At 65.0% G+C, this 21949-nt stretch carries 8 protein-coding genes; 2 read left to right on the plus strand and 6 right to left on the minus strand.

From position 1 onward, the window contains the following. Positions 1–71: 71 nt before the first annotated feature. Positions 72–2537 (minus strand): strawberry notch-like NTP hydrolase domain-containing protein, encoded by a 2466-nt coding sequence (locus IP83_RS03460; RefSeq protein WP_054120819.1) that lies wholly within the window; start codon positions 2535–2537, stop codon positions 72–74. Positions 2538–2610: 73 nt separating this feature from the next. After that, positions 2611–3309, minus strand: a complete 699-nt coding sequence (locus IP83_RS03465) for a toprim domain-containing protein (protein WP_369816985.1) — start codon at positions 3307–3309, stop codon at positions 2611–2613. A gap of 324 nt (positions 3310–3633) precedes the next feature. On the opposite strand from IP83_RS03465, the gene IP83_RS20805 reads away from it, so the two are divergent. Continuing rightward, positions 3634–4290: a lytic transglycosylase domain-containing protein gene (locus IP83_RS20805; RefSeq protein ID WP_082364450.1), complete on the plus strand. Its 657-nt coding sequence runs from the start codon at positions 3634–3636 to the stop codon at positions 4288–4290. Further along, positions 4256–4513: a DUF5818 domain-containing protein gene (locus tag IP83_RS21095; protein ID WP_369816986.1), complete on the plus strand. Its 258-nt coding sequence runs from the start codon at positions 4256–4258 to the stop codon at positions 4511–4513. The genes IP83_RS20805 and IP83_RS21095 overlap by 35 nt, the downstream gene beginning before the upstream one ends. Before the next feature lie 188 nt (positions 4514–4701). Here the strand turns inward: IP83_RS21095 and IP83_RS19480 are convergent, their stop codons facing one another. From IP83_RS19480 to IP83_RS03490, 4 genes are all read right to left on the minus strand, one after another. After that, positions 4702–6030: a tyrosine-type recombinase/integrase gene (locus IP83_RS19480; RefSeq protein WP_082364461.1), complete on the minus strand. Its 1329-nt coding sequence runs from the start codon at positions 6028–6030 to the stop codon at positions 4702–4704. A gap of 319 nt (positions 6031–6349) precedes the next feature. Continuing rightward, positions 6350–19639 (minus strand): filamentous haemagglutinin family protein, encoded by a 13290-nt coding sequence (locus IP83_RS03480; protein ID WP_054120823.1) that lies wholly within the window; start codon positions 19637–19639, stop codon positions 6350–6352. A gap of 2 nt (positions 19640–19641) precedes the next feature. Continuing rightward, positions 19642–20118 (minus strand): hypothetical protein, encoded by a 477-nt coding sequence (locus IP83_RS03485; RefSeq protein WP_054120824.1) that lies wholly within the window; start codon positions 20116–20118, stop codon positions 19642–19644. After that, on the minus strand, positions 20118–21920 hold the full coding sequence (locus IP83_RS03490) for a putative porin (RefSeq protein WP_054120825.1): 1803 nt from the start codon (positions 21918–21920) through the stop codon (positions 20118–20120). The genes IP83_RS03485 and IP83_RS03490 overlap by 1 nt, the downstream gene beginning before the upstream one ends. Positions 21921–21949: the final 29 nt, after the last annotated feature.

Genomic DNA, 21949 nt, shown 5'->3' on the forward strand with positions numbered 1-21949 from the left:
CATCACCATCGCCGCAACGTTCTGCTTCTGGCTCTGATCAATGAGTCCTGACCCTAATGTTGAGCTCAACATTAGACATACTCACGCGGGCTGAGATCGATCTCGAGGGCTTCGCGTTCCTCGTCAGACAAGTCGGCAAGCCGGCGGTCGAGCATGGCTTCCGCCGTCGAGACGAGCTGGACCACCACGGCATTGCCCACGGCGACCGCGGTATCGATGGCAGGCAACAGGCTTGGCAGCTTCATCGAGAGGAGCAGCTGCGCGAAGAAGCGCTGCTTGGTGCCTTCGAAGACCGAGAGCGCGGCAGACTTGGCGCCGCTGTTGAGCGTGCCGCCGGTATCGGCATCGACAATCCGCGTTGCCTCAAGGGCATCGCGCAGATTGGCGTGGATGATCGCCCAGGCATCGGCATAGGCGTCGTAGACCGCGATCTGGTCGGCGCTGAGAGCGTGTTCGAGGATCTCGTACTCGACGCCAGCGAACGACAACGCTCGCGCGGTGTAGAGCCCCAGCGCCTTCAGGTCACGGGCGACAAGTTCCGTCGCCGCGATACCGCCAGCGCGAATGTCGGTGACGAACTCCTCGCGGGTCGCAAAGGCCGTCTCAGGACCCCAGAGACCGAGGCGGGTGGCATAGGCGAGATTGTTGACGTCTGACGCTCCGGTTGCGGAAGCATAGAGTACCCTGGCGCGCGGCAGCAGGTTCTGGAGCCGCACGCCGGCCACGCCCTGCTCCGACCCTTTCACCTTGCCGCGCGAGCCTTCGCCGCCGGCGGCATTGGCCATGGCATGCGCTTCATCGAAGACGATGACGCCGTCGAAATCCTCTCTTGCCCAGGCGAGGATCTGATCGAGCCGGCTCGCATCAGCGCGGCCCGAACGGAGCGTCGGATAGGTCACGAAAAGGATACCTTCCTGCATCGTGACCGGGGAGCCCAGCTTCCAGGTCGCCAGGGGCTGGATGTCGATAGGGAGACCACCGAGCGCGGCCCAATCGCGGCGCGCGTCCTCAAGCAGAGCCTCGTTCTTGGAGAACCAGATATGCCGGCGCTCGCCTTGCACCCAGCGGTCGAGAATGACGCTCGCAACCTGGCGGCCTTTGCCGGCACCGGTGCCGTCACCGAGGAAGTAACCCATGCGATAGGCCTTGCCCTCGGCGCTCGGCACCAGAATGCAGCCCTTGTCCTCGGGCATGAAGTGCCCTTGCAGGTCGCGCGCATGGGCACTGACTGCGTAGATGAGGGTCTCGATCTGTGCAGCCGACAGGAGACCCTCGGCGATCAGGTGCCCGGGCAGCTTTGGGACGGCGGCGGGAACCGGCGCGCTGATCGATCCCATAGCGACCGATTCCACAAGCGGTGTCGGATGATTAGCTGCACCCGGAATCGCGATCCGGCTCGGGCGGTAGGGCAGATAGTGGCCGACCTGCTCTGGCGTCACCGCCGGGACTTCGAGCGCGGAGAACGCAACCGGCGCAGTTGCCGCAGAGCGCGATCCTGGATTTGCCGCGAGTGGCATCGGCCGTGCCGAGGGCCGAAGGAGCGGGATAACCTTGAGCGGCCGGGGCAGCGTCGCTGTGAGGCTTGGCGGCGAGGAGCGAGCGGCTACTGCATCGACGAGCGCACAGAGCTCATGGAAATCCGACGCACGGCCGGTGACTGGCTCGCTCGTCACATCGAGCTTGTCGATCACCAGCAGCCTGGTCGTGATGGAGGTACCATGCGTAACGAACCCGCGCTCGATGATGAGATCAAGGCGGATGGCTGCAGGCTTGGCCGACCGGGCCAGGAAGCCTGGCAGATCGAACCACTCGGGAAGGATGGCGGCAAGCCGTCCGCCAGGGGCAAGCCGGTTCCAGGCCGAGCGCAGATGCCGCGCCGCGGTCCGGCCATCGCGGCCACGTTCCGCGCTCCAGGAGTAGGGTGGGTTCATCAGGACGGCCTGCAGACGGATTGCCCCTGCAAGAAGCTCGTCGATGAGCTCACCATCGTGGCTGGAAACGCTGGCTGCGGGGAACAGACGAGTAAGGCAGTCGCAGCGCAGCCCGGAGATCTCGTTGAGCGCGAGCCGCGCGCCAGCCTTGTCCGCCCAGACGGCAAGCATGCCAGTTCCGGCGGACGGTTCGAGAAGGAGTTCGCCGCTTGCAGGTACACAAGCCCTCGCCGCCAGCCAGGCAAGGCGCGGCGGTGTTGCGAATTGCTGGAGTTCGACCTGCTCTTCGCTGCGGACGGTCTGGCGGGGAACCAGAACTTCCAGTTGATCGAAGTGCCGAGCGGCCTTGCCCGGCGTTGATCGGATATCGAGATCGGACCTCGACCGAAGCCAAAGGACCTGCGCAAGTTCGAGAGCTGCGTGGGCGTCGCGCACCGACCAGCGGCCCGCCGCGTCGCTGCCGCCGAAATGTGCGGCCAGTTCGGCATTGAGGACGGATCGCGAAATCGCGTCGCCGCGATCGAGTCGGTCGGCGAGCGCCTGTGCTGCCAGAAGGACGGCAGGCTGGCCTGAAAGGGGCAAGGCAAGAACAGGGAGAGTGGACATCGAAACCTCCTGACGACACCCGCGCCATGCGGGTCTCAAGAAGCTCAAAGCCCCCTCCCCTCTCTTATTCGGATCAGGCCTCGATCTGCTGCCGGGCGCTGAGGACGTCGTTGAAGTCGGCTCCCGGTTGTTCGGGACGATGCGTCACGATCACGCGCCCTTCCCGCTCATAAGCCGCGCGCGCTCTGCGTTCAGCCAGATCGCCAGCCGCATCGTGATCGATGAACAGGTGCAGTTCACTCACGCTCTCCGGGATCGCAACCAGCCCGAAGCGCTCGGTTCCGAGCGTCGCCCAGCAGGGAATGCCAAACAGCTCCTTTGCAGAAAGGGCTGTCTCGATCCCCTCGGCGAGCCCGAGCTTGCCACCGCGCGGTCCGTGAAGTCGCACCGCGCCGCGGCCAAGAGCACCAAGCGCGCGCTTAGGCCCATCAAAGCGGGCAACGCGGAAAGTCTCAAACTCAAGAAACGTGCGATGAAGCGCAATGACGCCGAGATCGGTGCGCACCGCGCCGAGGAGCGACGGGTGGAACCTCACCGAGCCCTTCGGCCCTAACGGCGTGCGCGGGTGATACCGCAGATCCGGTGAGCCCGCATGGATGGCGCGGCCCGCGAGATAGCGCTCAGCCGGGCTGTCAACGAGGCACGTCGCTTCCCGCCAAAGCCGCTGGATATGTTCGCTCGGCATCGCTTCCGGGATAGCGGTCCTGACCGGCTCGGTCCGTCCATCGAACAAGGTCGAGGACCTCACCCCTCGCTGGGCGAGCGCCGCCATGACTGCGGCGTTGGTACAGCCGGCAAAGCAATGGAACAGGATCGCCCGTGAACCGAGCGTTACGCTGAGCGAGGGTGTGCGATCTTCATGCGCTGGACAGCGGCACATGCCGCGCGAACGTGACCAGGAACCCTCAAGATCGGCAACGATCTGGCGGGCACGGGTTTCGAGGCGATCTTCAACAAGGGCATTCGACATCGGGCATCTCCATCATGGATGCCACCGCCCGCGCAGCCTCCACTCTGCGCCCTTTACGAAGCGCTTTGAAGCGCGACATGTTCTTTATATGTTCTGTTTTCTGATTCGGCAAAACGAGAATTTGTCATGGCAAAATGCTGGTATCTGTCCGCAGCCCTTTCGCTGTTCGCGCTGAGCAGCGGTTTTGCAGAGGCGCAGACAATGCAGGCGAATGCTCGCCCTGACGGCCCGCAGGTGCAAGGAACTGGGACTTTTCTGCGTCAGGATGGCTTTGTGCTCTACGAACATGGCATCTGGCCACGGTCTGTCAGCGAAAAAACACATCGGATTGCGGCCTTCGATCAGCGGAGCGAGAAATCGCCAAAACAGACTATGGGAATGGATGCCAGGGGCCAAAGGAGTTGGCGCAGGACGATCTACCTGCCTCAGGTTTTAGCCGCTGAAGCCCGCTATTCCTTGCCAACCGGGCTACTCGATGCGCTGGTGTGGACTGAATCGCGATACAACCCCCTTGCGGTCAGCACAGCGGGTGCTGCCGGATTGGGGCAACTGATGCCCGGTACCGCAAGAGCACTCGGCATCACAAATCGCTACGATCCCGGCACGAACATCCTTGGCGCAGCACGCTATCTGCGCCAGATGCTTGATCGGTTCGGCTTGGTCCACCTTGCCGTCGCTGCCTACAACGCCGGCCCTGGCGCCGTCGAACGGGCTGGCGGAATACCAATCAACGGCGAAACGCCCGGCTATGTGCGCGACGTCATGCGCAGTTGGCATCCATGAGGAGAATATCGCATTGAGTGGCAAGAGAGTGCGCTTGTCCGGATTGCTTGCGAGGACTGCGCGAGGCCTTCTCCTTACCACCTCAAATGGCGAGATCTTCGCCATCGAGACGGAAGACGAGGTCGTGGCATTGATCGATCAGCAAGTGATCATTGACGGGACGATGACGGCAGACGAGCGCCTCCATGCCGATTGGATTGGCCCAGCTCAGCGGAGAGTATGACCCAGAGGCTCCTGCGGCGAAAGGAAGCGATGATGCTGCATGCTTGCCATGGAATCTTGTTACAGTGCCAATTACTCTGCCATCACGAGGAATGGCGAAGCATGAAATCGCTTCCAGCCGATTGAGAATGACCTCTAGCGATCCACAGCCTTCGCCGCATCATTGGCCTCGGGTAGCGAAATTCCGTTTCAGGCCGCCAATGGAATGACTGCTCGAGCAGCAAGTGTATCCAAACCGTCGGCGATATATCTTGCATAGTGACGCTCGATCATCGCGATACTTGTATCATGTATTGCGGCGACCAACCGTGTCGGAAGGTTGGCACGTATGCCCCTGACGATGGACGAATGGCGGAGCGCATAGGGAATAACATCGGGAAGTCCTGCCTTCACCCGAATTTCACCCCATGGCCGAACGATTTCACTCGGGGTCTGCCACGGACCGCGAGACGATTTTTCCCACCGAATTGTGCCGGGCTGTTGCTTGTATCGCCAGCGCTCGAACAGATGCGCACTCTTCTCCCTACCGAGAAGGACCGGTGCTAAAGCATCGAGAACATCGCGCCCAACTGGAACGGATATGAGGCTTGCCTTACCTCCACGGCCTTTCCTGCTAGGCGGCATCATTATGCGGCGGGCACCCGTCTGCACATCCATGACTCTGAGGCGTGCAACCTGTGAAAAACGAGCGCCCGTCGCAGCCATGACCAGAAGAAGGCGGTACAAGTCACCATCCCAGCCTTGTTCCTGGTCGATCTCGAGCGCCGCGGCTATCAAGCTCGTTACCTGTTCGTCTGACAGTATCTGATTCTCGCGCGCCACAGCCACTTCATCATCGTCGTCGTGTTCATGTCCAGCCATACGCAATCCACGCTTGATCGTGCTAAGCAACCCTCCTGGGAGGCGCGAAAAATGTCGTTCCGCGCAGCTATTCAGAGCGGCCTTGAGATCGCTCACGAGTCGCTGGATTCCCGCAGGCTTGAAATGGGATGGCAAGCTAGATCTCCACGAACGAAGATCGTCTTCAGTCACCTTATGGAGCGGAATTTCGGCAAGGGCGGACGCGTCTGCTGCCGCACGCTTGCCACGGGCTGGGCGACCGAGAACAAACTTCTCTAGTCGGCGCGATGCATCTGATCGAATGTTGCGGCCAGTGCGACGCCTTTCGCGTGCATCTCGCGTTTCAATGTAGGATTCGATTGCGGAACGAACTGTAAGAGGTGGGCCATCGGCAGCTGCCTTCGCCTCAGTCCGGGCTGCCATGACGTGAAAGAGAGCTGCCTTGACTGCCGAGCGATAATCGAGGGTACCGGTAGTGATCGCATCGTCAGCAGTTCCGATTGTTGCCTGTCGATATCCCTGACCATTCCTCCAGCGAACGAGCCAGACGCCCCCCCTCTTGCTTTTGCGGTAGCCAACGTGAATGTCCGCATCGACGCTCCGCCAGTGGACTCCTATTTCAAGCCGGCGGCGTGCTTCGCGAGTTGTCAAAGGAGCATCGTTGATCGTTCGCGACATGGTCGGCTCCCTAAAAGTCATCAAATATACGTCAAATAAGCATGTGCGTGAGCTAGAGGATAAATGTGGACCATGCCGAATGCAACATAATGATAAATATGGATTTATCTGGACGATTGCGGATGCTGTCATAGCCCCAAAATGTCCGTTTTTGTCACACTCTCACGGCTGAAACACGGGTTCGATTCCCGTAGGGGTCACCAGCCGGCACGGGCCATTCCCGCTTTTCTCGCGCTCTCTCCCACCCCCTGTTCGGGTAGCCGGTGCGTGCTCCGACCGGTTCGGGGCGGCTTGGTGCCCGAACCGGCCGGAAGAAGCTTCAGGGCTTGCAATTGGGATCGGTCGAGCCGGGCTCGCACGGTGCGGCGTTGCCGGCAAAGCCGATCACGTCGACCGTGATGATCGAGCGGCGATTCGACGTGTCGGGGCCGCTGCTCGAGCTGTTGCTTTGCGATGTCACCGCCGAAGCCGCCGAAGTGGGAACCACCGCTGCCGGCGTCGCCGCCAGGCTGGGAACACCCGAGATCGACCCGCCGGCGCTGAAGCCTTCGGAGTTGGCGACGCGCGCTGCCGCCACCAGCACGTTGCCGGTTGCCCGCACGCCGGCATCGCCCGCGTCCACCTCGCCCACCGGGGCGAGCAGGATGATCGACGAGGCCGGATCGGTCGGACGGCGCTGGAACGCACCGATACCCGCGCCCGAGACGCTCCCCGCGCTGTCGACCTGGCTGTAGCCGTCGAGATTGAAGCGCACGGTCACCGGCGGGAAGTTCGAAGCGCTGCGCGGACCCTGGCCCGCGTTGAGGTCTCCGTTCGATGACCACATCGTGATGTCGCCGCCGGCCTGCGAGAACACGCGGCTCTGGTTGACGAGGAAGTTGCCGTCGGTGAACGAACTGATCGAACCGCCGTTCAGCGTGAGCACGCCTTCGAAGCCGATCGGGATCGCGCTGATCCGGTTCGCGTTCTGGCTGCTCAGCTGCCCATAGGCTAGGCTGGCACCGTCATCGACGCCGAACCGCGTGACGCGCGAGGCCGCTTGCTCCGAGGTTCGCACGACCGAGCCGGCGATGAAATTGCCGCCCGGACCAAGGATCGCCAGATCGCCGCCGTTCAGCGTCTGCAGCGTGGCAAGGCGCAAGTCGGCATTGCCGGTGAACTTCTGGTCGGCCTTCTGGGGCTGGCCGTCCACCAGGTTGCGTGTCGGAACCCCCTGCGGACTGTCGGCCGAGACCGTCGCCGGATCGGTCGTATAGATGGCAAGGTTGTCGGTGTAGCCCTTGCTGACCGGGAACAGCGTCTGGATCGCGCGGTAACCGCGGTAATACTGCAGATAGGAAGGACTGTCCGGAATGGCCGGTTGCTGCAGCTCGTTGAACAGGACTTCCGAGCGCAGGAACTGGTTCTGCAGCAGCGGATCGAGCTGCGTGAACGCATCGTAGAGCTTGGCTGCCTGCGGATAGGCCGCGTTGGCCAGGGCTTGGCGGCCCGCCGTCGTATCCGGAAACTCGGTCGTCCCGAAGATGGCCGTGAAGCTGGCCGGGTCGTTGGTCCGGAGCCACTGCGCGAGGATCGGCGCATAGATCGGCTTCGTCCGGTCCGGGCGGCGGATGCCCAGATTGTCCGTATTCAGCACGAAGAGTGCCCGGTCGAGATTGGCGGCGTTTGCCGGATTGAGATAGGTCTCGCGCAGCCCGGTATAGTCGATGCCGCCGGCCACGCCGAACAGCACGGCCAGATTGGCGCCGCCATCCGTGAGCCAGGGATTGAAGAAATTGCCGACGGTCTGGATGCCGCCTGCATAGCTCACGTTGTTGACGACCGCCGAGTTGATGAACGGACCGATGTCACGCCCGGCCTGGACAACCAGATTGCCCCTCCCGCCCAGCACGAAGTTGTTGCCTTCGATGTAGGGCAGGTTGTCGATCGACGAAGTGCCGGTGGTGGAGGTGATATCGCGGCCGGCGCTGATCAGCGTGGTATCCTGCACATTGGCATTCTGGCCGGTGAAGATGAGATTGACGATATCCCGGCCGGCGGTGATCTGCGCCGCCTTCGGCAGGTTGATCAGCGACCGGCTGATATCCCGGCCGGCAAAGATCCGCACCGGATCGGTATCGCCGGCGTGGGTCAGATTCTCGTTGTGATAGAGCCGCAGCAGGTATTCGCTGGTGGTTTGCTGGATACCGGGGATGCCGAAGCCGAGCCCGACAGGCGCCGCGACGATACCGCCGCCGGTGGCGTTGATCGAGTTCAGGCTGATTCTCGCGGCAGAGAACGCGCCGGGCAGAAGCGACCGGTCGCTGTCGCTCATCCCGATGACGAGCGAGGAAATGTCGCCCGCGCTGAACAGCTGCAGGTTCCCGGTCTTCGAAGGATAGAGCAGCAAGGGCACGCTCGGCGCCACCAGTGTGTTGGTCAGCGCACCGAGTGTCAGCGAGGGGGGCAGCACCGACCCGCCGAAGATGCCGGCGCCGCCGGCACCGACCTGGAACGGAACCGTCTGTTCGAAGCGGTTGTTGACATAGCGCAGCGAGCCCGTCGCGATCGCGCTGAACGAGGCGGAAGGCGCGAAGAAGCCGGCCTCGTTGTAGCGATCCAGGCTCTCGCCGCTGCGTGCCGCGCCCAATGCGGAAACGCCCGCCATGGCGATCGAGCCTTGCGCGGAGAGCGCCACATTGGCGGCGGCGAGCCGCACGCGCAGGTATTGCGTGGTATCCCCGGTCGACGAGCGGGGTTCGCGGCCGAAGCCCACCACGCTCCCGGCCACATTGATCCGGCCCTGGCCTGCGGCAATATCGATCTGCCCGCCGCCGATGTTGCCGCCAATCGTCGCGTTGAGGTCGCCATGGCCAAGCGTCAGCATGACATCGCCGATCCCGCCGGTATTCTTGGTCGTCGTCACCGCAGCGTCGAGCGCGATGGTGAGGTCGTTGACCGATCCGCCGACGGCAAGGTTCACGTCACCGCCCGCGAGCGCGCCGAGGCCGGTGGTGAAGTATTTGGGCGCAATCGCGATCTCGGTGTCCTGCCCGACCTGGCCCGGGCGCCAGCGCTGCGCCGCATCACCGATAGCCGTCCTGCTGAAGCTGGTGACGATGTTGCCCGGTGCATTCGCTCCGGTGCCCAGGAACTGCTCCGACCATTCATCCCGCCGGCCGAGCACCGAACCGCCCGCAAACACCGAGAGCGATCCGCCCTGATCGGCCAGCACGGCTGCCTGATCGTCGAGGCCCTTGGGCGAAGGCAGGAACGTGACATCCTGATCGGGCGTCTTGATGTAGATGCTGTCCGGGGTGATCGACGCGATCGCCCCCGTATCGACCACTCTTGCCGAAACTGCGGTGGGAGCAACCCGCACACCGGCGGTGTAGATGGCCGTGCCGCCCACCTGCGCGCCCACGCCGGACGAAACCGTCCTGCCGTTCTCGTTGCGATAGGTCGCGGTCTCGCCGTTGCGCAGATCGATGTTGCCCGATGCCGCCACCGCGATGGCACCGTCGCCCGTGCGGACGACCGTGCGCGCATAGGCCCCGCGGTCGCCGAAGTTGATCGGCCTCGGCGCGGTCGGCCGGCCGACCGGATATCCGATCGCCGTGCCGCTGCGCTGCTTGGCAAGGAAGTCCGGCGTGATCGAATCGAGGAACGCCAGCATGTCGCGAAGCGGTGCTGAAACCCCTGTGACGAGGCCCCGCGCGTTGGTCTGGAACCGGACCCGGCCGGGCTGGAAGAACGCCTGCGACGCCACGCGGAAGTCCTGCGCCTGACCGATCTCCAGCGTACCCCAGGTGATCGAGGTGTAGGAATCCTCGTCGAGCGCATTGACATTGGCGCTGGTATCGGTGGTCCGCAACAGATCGGCGAACGAGTAGGCCGGCAGCGCTGCACTGGTGACCCCGGCCACCGACAGCTTGAGGTCGATCGAATCGCCGAGGAAGGCGAACCCTTGCGTCGCCGTCAGCAGATAGCTGGTCTCGCCCTCGACCGTCAGGTTTCGGACATTCGCGCGATCGACCTGCAGCGGATTGACCGAGGGGGCAGCACCGGCGACGAGCCGCAAGTCGCTCGAACGGATGACGTTGCCGTCGGTCAGTCTTGGGAAGAGCTGGGCAAAGCCCAGCGTATCCCCGCCGATGTCGCCGGTCACCGCATCGGTGTTGTTGCCCAGCGCAATCGCCGAATTCGCGTCCGGATTGTACGGTGCCAGAACGTTCTTCGCGCCGACCTGGTTGCCGGTCAGGAAACGCGAGATATTGATCGTCAGCGTGTTGGCCGCGCTCGCCGTCACCGTGCCGCTGTCGACCGCCGAGTAGCTTGCCACATCGCGGCAATCGAACGCGGTGCCGCAGCTGGTGAACAGCCCGAGATTGAACGTCCGGTCGCCGCCGCCGAGCTGATAGCTGACATAGTTGCTGTCGGACTTGTCGCCGAAATTGAAGAAGCCGTCGCTGATCGAGCGGGTGATGGTAAGATTGCCGGCGGCATTGAAATTGACCACGGCCGCCTCGCCGCTGGCCTTTGCGCCGACGCGGTAGAGGAACGAGACATAGTCCGACAGAATGCGGCTTTCCGATCCCGGCTTCAGCGCAAAGTAGGGCTGCGCATCGGTCACGCGCCGACCCAGTTCGGGCAGATCGACGATCAGCCCGGCCGCGCGGGCGCCCGCTTCGTCCAGCGTTCCAGCCGCAAGGTTCCATGCCGAAAGCGTGGTGATCGAACGGCTCGAGACCAGATCGACTCCCGGACGCAGCCGCATCCCGGCCAGATTGCTGCCATCGGCGGCGCGGACGGCAAAGTTCTGAACGAAGTAGGGGACCGATTGGACGCCGGTCAGGTCATCGACAAACACGTCGCTGAAAATGTTCGATCCGGTCGGGGTGAAATCGAGGAAATGGATCGCGCCGTTGCCCGACAGCGAAACCCCGTCGTAGAGGCCGGCCAGCTGGTCGAGATCGTAGCGGCGGTAGGCTTCGATCTGCTGCGCGCCTGCACCGACGACCGTTCCCTTCAGCCGCACGTCGATCTCGTCCATGCCGCTGCCGATGATCGGCGCGCGCAGCGAGAGCGTGCCGCCCTTGTCGGCGGCCACGAACTCGAACACGTCCTTGTTGACCAGCGTGAGCGGGTCCTTGACGGTCGTCCTCACCAGCCGGTTGGCGGTCGTGTTCGCCGCCAGCGCGGCCTGAGTGCGGCGCGCGCCGAGATCGATGGTCGCGCCGGCTTCGATGGCAATCGCCCCGCCGGTATTGCCGATGCCGATGCGGACATCCCCGGCGCTGGCCTGACGCAGATCGGTATCGGCATAGCCGGTGGTATGCGTGTCGATCAGCGAGCCGGTCTGCAAGGTGACGCCGTCGCGGCCCCATAGCGATACGTCGCCGCCACTGATCCGCGCCGCCGCAAGCTGGCTGGGCGTCAGGCCCGTTGCCGAAACGCCCGAAGTATCGATCTTGCCGCCGATGATGATCGAGCCGCCATCGGCCGTAAGGCTGGCGCTGGCCGCGCGGAGCGTCCGGCCAGAGCCGAGCACCAGATTGCCCGCGCCCGAACGGACCGCAAGATCGCCCTGGAACTTCTGGCCATAGACGCTGACAAAGCGGTCAAGATCGAAGGCCGACGTTCCCGCATCAAGCGCCAGCGATGCTGTCCGCGCGCCGCTCGCCAGCGGATTCAGCACGGCGTCGAAGACAATCGATCCGCGCCCTGCCAGCAGGTTGAGCCGCCCGGCATTGCCGATGCCGTTGTCGACAGAGAGCGTGCTCGTCGACGGCAGGACGATATTGCCGGCGAGCGAGACCACGTTGATCGTCCCGGCCCCGGCCGAGATCGTCGTCGTGCTCTGCGTATCTCCGAAGCTGCGCGAGAAGCCGGGCGTCGCCAGCGAGGCAGCGCCGGCCAGCGTCACCGACCCGGTGGACTGGATATCGATCACCCCGGCGGTGGCGGTCAGCGCGGTTCCGTCGATGGTCACTGCGGCGACAGGTGCGGCACTCGATCCGAAGCTGATCCGTGCGCCGGGCGCCCGCAGCCCGGTCGGCGTGCTGCTCACCGTTCCCGCTGCGGTCACGGTCACCGTTCCGGTGGTCACGAACCGGTAATCGGGCGTGACCGGGATGGTGTAGTTGCCCTTCGGCGTGATCTGGTCGCTGGCCGCGCCGGTATTGCTGTTGAGATCGATCACGGATGCACGGTCGATCACGAACGGCGTCTGCAGCGTGAGCGCCGCGCCATTGGCCCTGAGGCCGCCGCTGCCGGTGATGTAAGTGCCCTTGCTGGCGGCAAGATTGACCCCGCCGTCGAAGCTGAACGTGTTGAAGTTTCCGGAGCCCAGCGTCAGCGATGCCGCGTTGAGGTTGAGCACATTGCCGGTCGTCCCGCAGGCCAGCAGCCCGGTCAGCGCGCAGCTGTTGCTGGCGAGGCCGAGCCGGCTGTTGGAGATCCGCGTATCGGCGGCATTGATCGTCAGCGTGTCGGTTCCAGCTGTCCGGTTGGAGAGCGCGATCCCGGCCGCATCGATCGTCAGGCCCTTGAAGGTGTGGGCGGTGTTGGCACCGAAGACGATCGCCCCGCTCGAGCTCAGGATCAGTTCGGAAGCCTGCGCCAGCTGGCTTTCGAGCGCGGCGCTGATGGTCCCGCCGGGGCCGAATGCGATGTTGGACGCACTGATTCCGATCAGCGGCGCCGTCAGCTGCGCCGCATCGTCGACCGTGAAGCGGAAATTGGTGTCGAGCAGCAGGCTGTTGCCGACAAGCGCGGCCTTGCCCACGTTCAGCTGCGAACTGCGTCCGGCATTGCCCGCCGCGACCGCCCCCAGCCGCGCAACCGTGCGCTGCGCTCCATTGGAAACGCGCAGCACGGAACCGATTCCGGACTGATCGAACGGCTCGCCCGGCACGGCGGCCGAACTCGAGGTGATCTGGTAATTGCCCGTGCGGTCGTCCGCGAGGGTTCCGGTTGCCGTGATCGACGCACCGTCCCTGATGTTGAGGGCCGAGCCCGCACCGGCGACCGCGAGGATCAGTTCCGGCACCTTGATCTCGGCCCCGGATGTCACGAGAATGCGGCTGGCGGTGATGCCGAGCCGGGTCGTGCCATCGGTGTTCTCGATCCGCTCGCCGCCGATCATCAGGCTGTTGGCGTTGAGATTGGCGATCGTGCTGTTGGTCAGGAACAGCCGGTCCGAAGGCGCTCCCTCCGGGCTGCCGATAACGATCGAACTGCCGAGAATATCGACTGTCGACCCCCGGCCGCCCTTGGCCGGTGCGAGGTCGAACGTACCCGCCACATTCAGCGCCTTGAGCGGATCCAGCACGACCCGCGCCGCATCGAGCGGCAGACGCGGAACAATGCGGCCGCTGCTGACCGCGGCATCGCGGATGGTGGTGGTGCCGCCCGTCGTCCGGATCGACGAATAGCGCAGGAAGCTCGCCTGCGATTGCACCGTGAACGAACGCCGCTGCGAGGAGACGAAGCCCGTACCCGCCGTCGAATAGACACCGCCGAGCACGATGCTGCCGTCAAGCAGGGTCTGCGCGCTGCCGCTGGCCGGCGCGACCGCGCCGACATTCTCGACAATCCGGTATGCGCCCGGAAGCAGCGCGTAGTGCGCCGGCATCAGCACATACTGGCCCGCCGCAATGCCGCCGCCGCCATCCAGCGTCACCGCAAGGCCGGCGCTGGTGCCGTAGAGTTCGCTCGGGCTGCCGATGCCGTAGTCCGCCGCATAGACCGGATCGTACAATGCTATCTTGGCCGCGACTTCACTCGGCACCAGCGCATAGACCTGCCGCCGGTCGGCGTACTGGTAGCCCTGTCCGGTAGCGGGATCGTACCCGTTGCTGCTGAAGACATCGGTGTTGAACCGGCTCAGCACATCGCGCGAGCCGCCCGTGCCTGACACGAATTCGTAGGCGAACACGTCGCCGCCGCCGCTGCCAAGGACTTTGGCGCCTTCCGTGAAATCGATCTCGTCGGCATTCACCCGCAGGTTCCCGCTGGGCAGCTGCGTCAGCGGCGAAGCCGAGCCCGGCGTGAAGAAGTACTGCGAGAGGTCCGTGGTCGTGCCATAGGGCACATTGAGGCCGGCGCCCGAGACCTGCGTAACGCTGCCCGCGCCAAAGCTGATCGCTTCGACCGGATTGTCGGCCGTGCCGAACGCGATGCGGCCGAGCGGCGCGGCGAGATAACCGTTCTGCACCACCTTCCTGGCGTTGATCTGCAGGAAAGAGCCCGCCGACAACGGTGTGCGGGTGTCGATATGGCTGCCGAGGAACGTGATCGTCGAATTGCCGAGCGCGGAGATCTGGAACGGCAATGGCGTCCGCGTGTTCGATGCACCTGCGGCAATCTCGAGGATGCGCTGCAGGTTGCCGGTGCCGGTCGTCGCATAGACCCGCGCCGCGTCGAACGTCAGGTTGCCGGCGGCGGTCAGGCTTCCGTTCAGCGCGGGCGCAGCGGTCAGGTCTGTCCGGTCGTCCACCCCGATGAGCCGCACATCCGCGCGGCTGAACAGGTTGGTCTGGCCGATCGAGCGGTCGAACAGGGTGGTACCGAAGAAGTCCATCCCCAGCGCGCCGGCCGAGAAGGTGACTGTGGCGTTACCGGTCGCAGCGGCAGAATTGCGCAAGGCGCCGGAACGGCTGGCAAAGGCGATGTACGGCGCGGAAATCGTCGCGTTCGTCCCTTGCGTCGCGGAAATCGTGACGTCTGCATTGGGACCGACCGGCGTCCCGTCCAGCGAAGCGGCGGAACGGACCAGCAGGCCCTTGTCCAGCGTCAGGTTGAACACCCCGTCGAGCGTCAGCCCACCATAGGCGATCAGGCTGTCGAAGCCGGCCTTGGTGATGCCATCCGCGAAGGCCACGTTGTCCGCGCCGGATCCGTCGTCCGCCGCGCGCAGCGTGGGGAGCAGCCATTCGAGCGTGCCACCGGTCGCCGACGGGGCACCGCCGCTTGCCTTGATCGTCGCGCCGGACAGCGTGCCGCCTGCGCGCAGCGCCACGGTTCCGGCATCGCTCCACTGCAGGCTTGGCGCGTAGACACCGTCCTGCACCGGGATATCGAACGTCGCGCTGGCCCCGCTGATGTCGAGCAGCGAACCGGCCTTCGCCACGAACCGCCGCCCCGCGGTCTGGGCCAGCAGCGGCGGCGGTGTCGGCGAGATGCTGGTCGGATCGGGATAGCTGACGAAGCCGTAGGACGGATTGGGAAACAGCGCCTGGGATGCATCGCTCTGCGGCCGATAGGCAGCTGCGGTGGTGATGCTCCCGCCGCCGATCATCCGCCCGAAGCGATAGCGCGTGCCATCGGCGCGCAGCGGCGCTGCCGGATCGAACAGCGCGGTGCCGGCAAGATTGGTGGTGCTGCCTTCCGCCAGCACGATTCCGTCATCGGCAGCCACCCGGCCGAGGAAATAGAAGAACCGCTCGCTCCCCGGCTGGGTGAACAGCTGGTTGTTGGTCTTGACCGAGCCATCGGCGTTGGTGAACCCGCCGGAGTTGAGGCCGTTTTCGGCATAGCGGCCCGAAGCGTCCGGCGTACCAAACACGACCGCGAAGTCGCGGGCATCGCCGGTGATGTCGAACAGGCCCGTACCGAACTGATCAAGCGCCTGCGGCAAGGTCGCGATCTGACGGATGCTGCCGCCCGGCAGATCGATCACCCCCGCATTGTAGAGCTTGGGCGCAACGATGGACGCCTGGGGCGTGCCGATGATCCGGCCGCCCGCCTCGATATCGAGCTCGGCCAGACCGCGCAGCACCAGGCTGGCCGGCTTGCGATACCACACGTCGCCGGGCACCGTCGGCGTCAGCACGGTGCCGATATCGCCGCCGCTGGCAAGGCCGAGCAGGCGCGACTGCGTGGCCGCATCGATGATGGCAGGCAATGTGACCTGCGTAAGGTCGAGCGTCTGGCCCGCGCCGATGGTAAACCGCGTGGTTTCGAAGAAGCTCGACAGCCGGTTGCTGCCGTTGTCGAACAGATCGCGTACCGTGCGGGCGCGGTAGCTCGTCATGTCCAGCGTGCCGAAGCCGGTCCGCCGCAGGAAATCGAGCGGCACGACGGTGGCCGGGCTCTCGCCCGCAGTGGCGCTCGCCCCGGCAAAGGCTATGTTGGGCGAGACCAGCTTGAAAGTGCCGCCGCCGGAGAAACCGAAGCCCCGGATGTTCTCCGCCGCAAAGCTCACTTCGGCATTCTGCTGCGTCGGCACAAGCGAAGGGAGCACCCCGATCGTCGTGGGCAGCGGGGGCTTGGGCGTGAATGCAACGGTCTGGCCGCGCACCAGGTTGCCGATCAGATCGGCGTTGTCCTGAACGGCTGCGACCGCGGCGTAGGTCGTCTCGTTGATCAGGCTGACATTGCCGCCGCGCGCCGAAAGATTGAACGCGCGCGCGCTCGACACGAAGGCACCAGCAGAAACATCGAGCAGCGCGCCGGACTTGATCCGCACGCTGCCACTGAGATCGGCCGCCACCGATGCGGTGAAGATGTCCCCGCCCACCGGCACGAACACCTTGGGCGCGACCGTCAGACTGATCGAGCCGCCGTTGATCCAGCCCGCGCCCTGCTGATTGGCGACGCCGCGGTAATCGTTCACCCACTTGCCCGCGACCGAAAGCGTGCCGTTCACCGTCACGTCGAACCGGCCAAGCGGCAGGGCATCGCCGCTGGCATAGCTCAGCGCGATATCATCATCCTCGCGGAACGGATTGCCGACCGTCGAAAGACCGGGCGCATTGATGTCGGTGAGCTGGTACGTCCGCGCCGCAATGGTCCCGCCGGCAATGCGGACATTGCCGCCAAACCGGATTGCCCGCCCGGCGTCGACTTCGAGCACGCCGCCATCGGCCAGAGTGAGCGCCGAATTGCCCGTGAGCGTCAGCGCCGAGCTGTCCGTCAGCAGCTGGTCCGAAGCCGAAGCGAACGTCACCGCACCGCTGGTCTGCAGCATCAGGCCCGAAAGGCCCGCCTGCGAGAGCATGCGGTCGTCGAGCAGCAACTCCGCCTGGTTTGCCGGCCCCGTCTTCGTGCCGCGGAAGACGACGATATCCTGACCGAACCCGGTCCCCGACGAACCGCTGAACGAGCCGATCCGCAGCAGACCGCCCGAAGGCAGCTGGTTCTTGGAATACTGCAGCTTGCGCGGATCACCCGCGATCGAGGACTTGGCGGTCGGCTCGATCGCCCCGGCCAGCTGCCGTGATCCGGCGAAAGCATCGCCATGCACCGTGCCATCGAACGAGATCAGGCTCCCGCCGATCTGCAAGGCGCCGGCATCGCGCCCTTCGTCGTAGGCATCCTCGTAGCGCTGTGCCCGCACCGCGCCGGTCCGGAAGGTTTCCGAAATGCCCAGCCTGGTCTGGCTCGCGGTGAACCCGTCGACGAAGTCGACAAACACGTCGTTGGGATCGGCCTGATCGATGCTGACGACCCGGCCATCGTTGGTCAGCAGCTGGGTGGTCTGCACATAGCCGGCAGAATAAGTGGTCCAGCCGCCCGAAACATCGAACAGCGCTCCCTTGGCGATCTTGACCTTCGCCAAGGCGTCGATCTGCGCGGCCGTCAGATTAGTCGCGCTGATGGCCGTGCCGACATCGATGCTGATGCTGCCGCCCTTGGTCATCAGTTCGGCGGCGGTGACGGCAATCTGGCTGACGGCGCTGCCCGCTTCGAGCAGCGGCGAGCCGATCCAGGCCACTCCGTCCGATCGCACCCCGGATGCGCGCGCATCGACATAGAGCGTCGCGCCATTCAGCGTGAAGCCGCCATCGGTCCGCACCGAACGATACGTCGGCGTGTCGCGCAGTTCGTTCTGCTTGGCGGGGCTGATCTTGACGGTATTGTCCGAAACCTTGCGCGCCACGCCCTTCATGCCGCTGACGTCGATGATCGCGCCATCGGCGATCGTCACCGATGCGGCGATGCCCGGGTTCGGCTGGAACACGCCTTGCGACAGGTCGTGACCGATCACGACTTTCGCGTTGGGCGCGAGAACGAACGCGTTCTGCTGCATCTCGAACAGCGTCGGGAGCAGCGCGGTATCGCCGCTGCCGTCTGCACTGAGATAGGAATTGATCGTGTTGCCGATGACGAGCTGCGAGCTCTTGAACGCGGGCGGACTGTTCGGGCTGCCCTGCGGAATGGTTTCGCCGTTGTCGTCGGGCAGAATCGAAATGCCGCTGGCCTTGGCCGCATCGGCATTGCCCGTCAGCACGACGGAACCGCCGGTCAGCGCGATCTTGCCATTGCGCGAGACGCTGGTCGTGGCGCTCAGCAAACCGTCGTTGGTGACCTGGCCATAGATCGATGTGCCCAGCGAGATATAGCCGCGGCGGGACACGATCAGGCCGGAATTGGTCACCACGCCCTGATCCGGCGTCGGCGTCTGCGGCAGCACCGGCGTGTTGGGGATCTGGCTCGACAGGATCAGGCCGCGCACGTTCTCGTCGGCACTGCCGCTGGCGCCGGTGGACGTGGTCGCGCCGATGAAGCGCCCGCCCTGCAGGCTGACCTGGCCTTCGCTGGCCGTAAGTGTACCGGCATTCTGCACCGTCGGCGCGGCCAGAATGATGAAGCCGCCGCTGTCGGACGTGATCGAGGCGCCCTGATAGACAAGGACATCGCCTTCGAGACCACCGTCCACGGGCAGCGGCTGGTTGACGTCGTAGCGGCTGCCCGCGGGTAGCAGCGCGGAGAGCAGCTGCCCCTTGAGGCCCGGCGCACCCTGGACCAGCAGGCCGTTCTGGAGATAGGCGGTGACGCGGTCCTTGACCGTCGACGCATTGAAGAAGGACGTCGCGCCGACCGTCGTGACGGACGAGGCGAAATTGCCGAGCTCGAGGCTGCTGGCCACCAGCGAATGCAGATTGACCTGCGCCGTCGGGCCGAACAGCACGCCCGAACGGTTGAGCACCAGCACCGTGCCATCGGCCTTGATCGCCCCGAGGATCGTGCTCGGCGCAACCGGATTGGCGACCCGGTTGACAACGGTCCAGCTCTTCTGGGCAACCCCGCCCTGCTTCTGGTTGAACACCAGTTCGGTGTTCGCGCCGACATCGAAGTTCTGCCAGGTCAGCAGCGCGCGCTGCTGCGTCTGGTCGATCCGGACAGTCAGCTTGCCATTGCTACCCGTGCTTTGAACCGGCGCCAGCGCGCCTTCCCACGTATTCTGGCCGGTCAGATCGTTCACCGCCGCAACCGACAGCGGCGCGCTGTTGCCCTTGACGGTGGAGGCATCGACGCCAGCGGCGACATAGATCGTCGCATTGCGCACCGCCTGGATCGGATTGAGCCCGGCATCGGCAATACCGTCGACCGGCTTGGCCCTGATCGCGGCGAGCGCGGCAGACTTGGCCGAAGTGACATAGGTCGCGAGCGCCTGCGCGCGCGATTGCAGCCGCACCTGCCGCGCCAGCGCATCCTGCATCGTCTGCGATCGCTGCGGCGTACCCTGCCCGGCCGGCACCGCGACCGGCGGAACCACCGTCCCGGCCGCCGCACGCATCGCGGCAAGCTGCGCCTGCGCCGGACTCGCCGAAAGCCCCAGCATGATCGCGGCAAGGCTGGTCCCGCCCAGCAGTCCGCGCGCACCTGATCGCCGAAACGCCATGGTCAGTTAGCCTTTTCCGCGGGTTCGCCGGTAATCGCCGTGCCGCCCGGCAGAGTGCGCAGCGGAACATCGACCTTGTTGTCGTAGACGGCGTCGGACAGCGCCTGCAGCTCGAATTCGAACTTGCGCCGACTGAACTGGAACGGATCGCGGCGCTTGATCTGGCCATAGCGGCGCGCATAGGCGTCGATGAGCTGCCGCGTGATCGAAACAAGCCGGCCGTTGCGCAGACGGGCCTGCTCCAGCGCGCCGCTCTTGGCTTGCGCTTCCGCCAATTCGCGCTGCAAGGTCGCGATGACCTGCTGCGAGGCGAGCAGCCGCTGCTGCAGCGAATCGATATCGGCCGCAGTCGGCGCGGCCTGCCCGGCTGGCGCGGCTTGCGCAGTCGGCGGAGGGGGCGGTGGCGGCGGCACCGCCGGCTGCGCCATAGCCACCGGAGCCGCCAGAAATGCCGCGAGCAGGACAGGCAGGGCGCGCATCAGAACTCCACGTTCAGATCGATTTGCAGGACATCGATGGCAAGCGGCTCGCCGCTGATCTCGTTGGCGCTCAGCCAGCGCCCGCCGATGGTGACATTCTTGTAGAGGCCGACCGTGCCACCGATGACGTAACCCTTCATGTTGGTCCCGCCGAGGCGCCAGTAGTCGTTGGTGAAGGCATCGACCACGGCGTCGGTTTCAAGATAGCGATAGCCCACGTAGGCCCGCCACTGGCCCGGACGGTTGGGATGCGCCCAGCCTGCGCCGATCTGCAGGTCGAAACCCTGGTTGCCGCCCACATAAGGCGTGCGGTTGGCCTCGACCGGATCGCAGATATTGCCGTTGCCGCCCGATCCGCCGTTGTTGACCGGCTGACCGGCCAGCCCGTAGCGGCACGCATTGCTGCGGCTGAAGCCGAGGTTGCGCATGTATTCGCCGCTAAAGGTGACGTCGGTGTTCTCGCCCATCGGCACCTTCACCGAGATCATCCCATCGAGGATGTGGTAGGGCTGGACGAGACCGAGCAGCTGCGGCTGCGGCTGCACCGCGGTTGCCGGCAAGGTCGGATCGAACACGATGCGCCGGATGAACGAGAGCGTGTTGCCCTTCTGCACGAAGCCCGCCGCCGTGCCGTCGGTCGAGCATTCGGTGACGCCGAGGTAGAGCGCGCAAGGCGCCGAAGGCCGACCCTGCATGTTGATATAGTGATGGTAGCTGACGGCGGAGCGGACGAAGACATCCCCACCGAGATGGAAGTCGGTCTCGGCCTGGGCGGAGAACAGCCAGCGCTGCGGCACACCGGTCTTGACGTTCGACGTGTTGGGGAAGTTCAGCGCGCCGAAGTTCAGCGGGAACGCACCCAGCACAAGCTTGCCGTCAAGCAGACCATTCGGGCTCGACCAGCGGAAGTCACCCGCAAATCCGTCAAAGCTCAGGTCGTTGTCGAACAGCGCCTCGCTCGACCAGAACGGGTTGCCGATACGCCCGGCCGTGATCGTCGCCCAGTCGGTCGGCCGGGCCTGGATGAAGGCCTTGTGGATCATGAAATTGCGGTCGGTGAAATTGCCCGCGAGGTTCACGTTCGAGCTGACCGGCGAGACATCGTTGCCGCCGCCCAGCATGAAGCCGACCTTGACCCTGTCACCGATGTTGAAATCGACGCCGACGCGCAGGCGATAGCGCAGCAGGTTGTACTGGTTCTGCCGCGTGTTGAGCAGCGGGATCGGATCGTTGATCAGATCGAGCGGGACCGGATCCTGCCCGTTTACGCCCGACACGATCTGCTGGAAGTTCGGTATGAAGTCCGAATTGTCCTTGCTGTAGAAGTGCGACTGCGAGCGGATGCGCATGTCGCCGTAGATGTTGAGATTGTGCACCCAGTCCGGCGCAGCCTTGCCCGGCGAGGACCAGCCCTGCGCCTTGGCCTGCTTGAGCACCTCGTCGCGCAGCTCGTCGCGGATCTGATCGCGCACAACCTGCGGAATATAGGGAACGCGGATGGTGCCCTGCGGCGGCGGGGGAAGATTGCCGACCGCATACTGCCCGCCGGCCACCGCAGCCGGGTTCCCCGCCGCAGCCGGTGCTGCTGCAGGCGCTGCTGCCAGACGCGCCTCGGCCGCCTCGCGCTCGGCTTCCTGGATCAGCTTCTCGCCGTTCTCGCGCGTGATCGTACCCTGCGCGACCAGCAGCCGGACGAGGTTGACCATCGCATTGCTCGACGGGGCGGGTTTTGCAGCAGGCGGCGATCCGGCCTGCTCGTCGGCATAGGCGGGCGTCGCCGCAAGAGCCGCGCAGAGCGACACTGCCAGCAGCGGCGCCGATGCTAAAGAAG

The organism is Novosphingobium sp. AAP93 (assembly GCF_001296055.1).
Lineage (GTDB): Bacteria > Pseudomonadota > Alphaproteobacteria > Sphingomonadales > Sphingomonadaceae > Novosphingobium.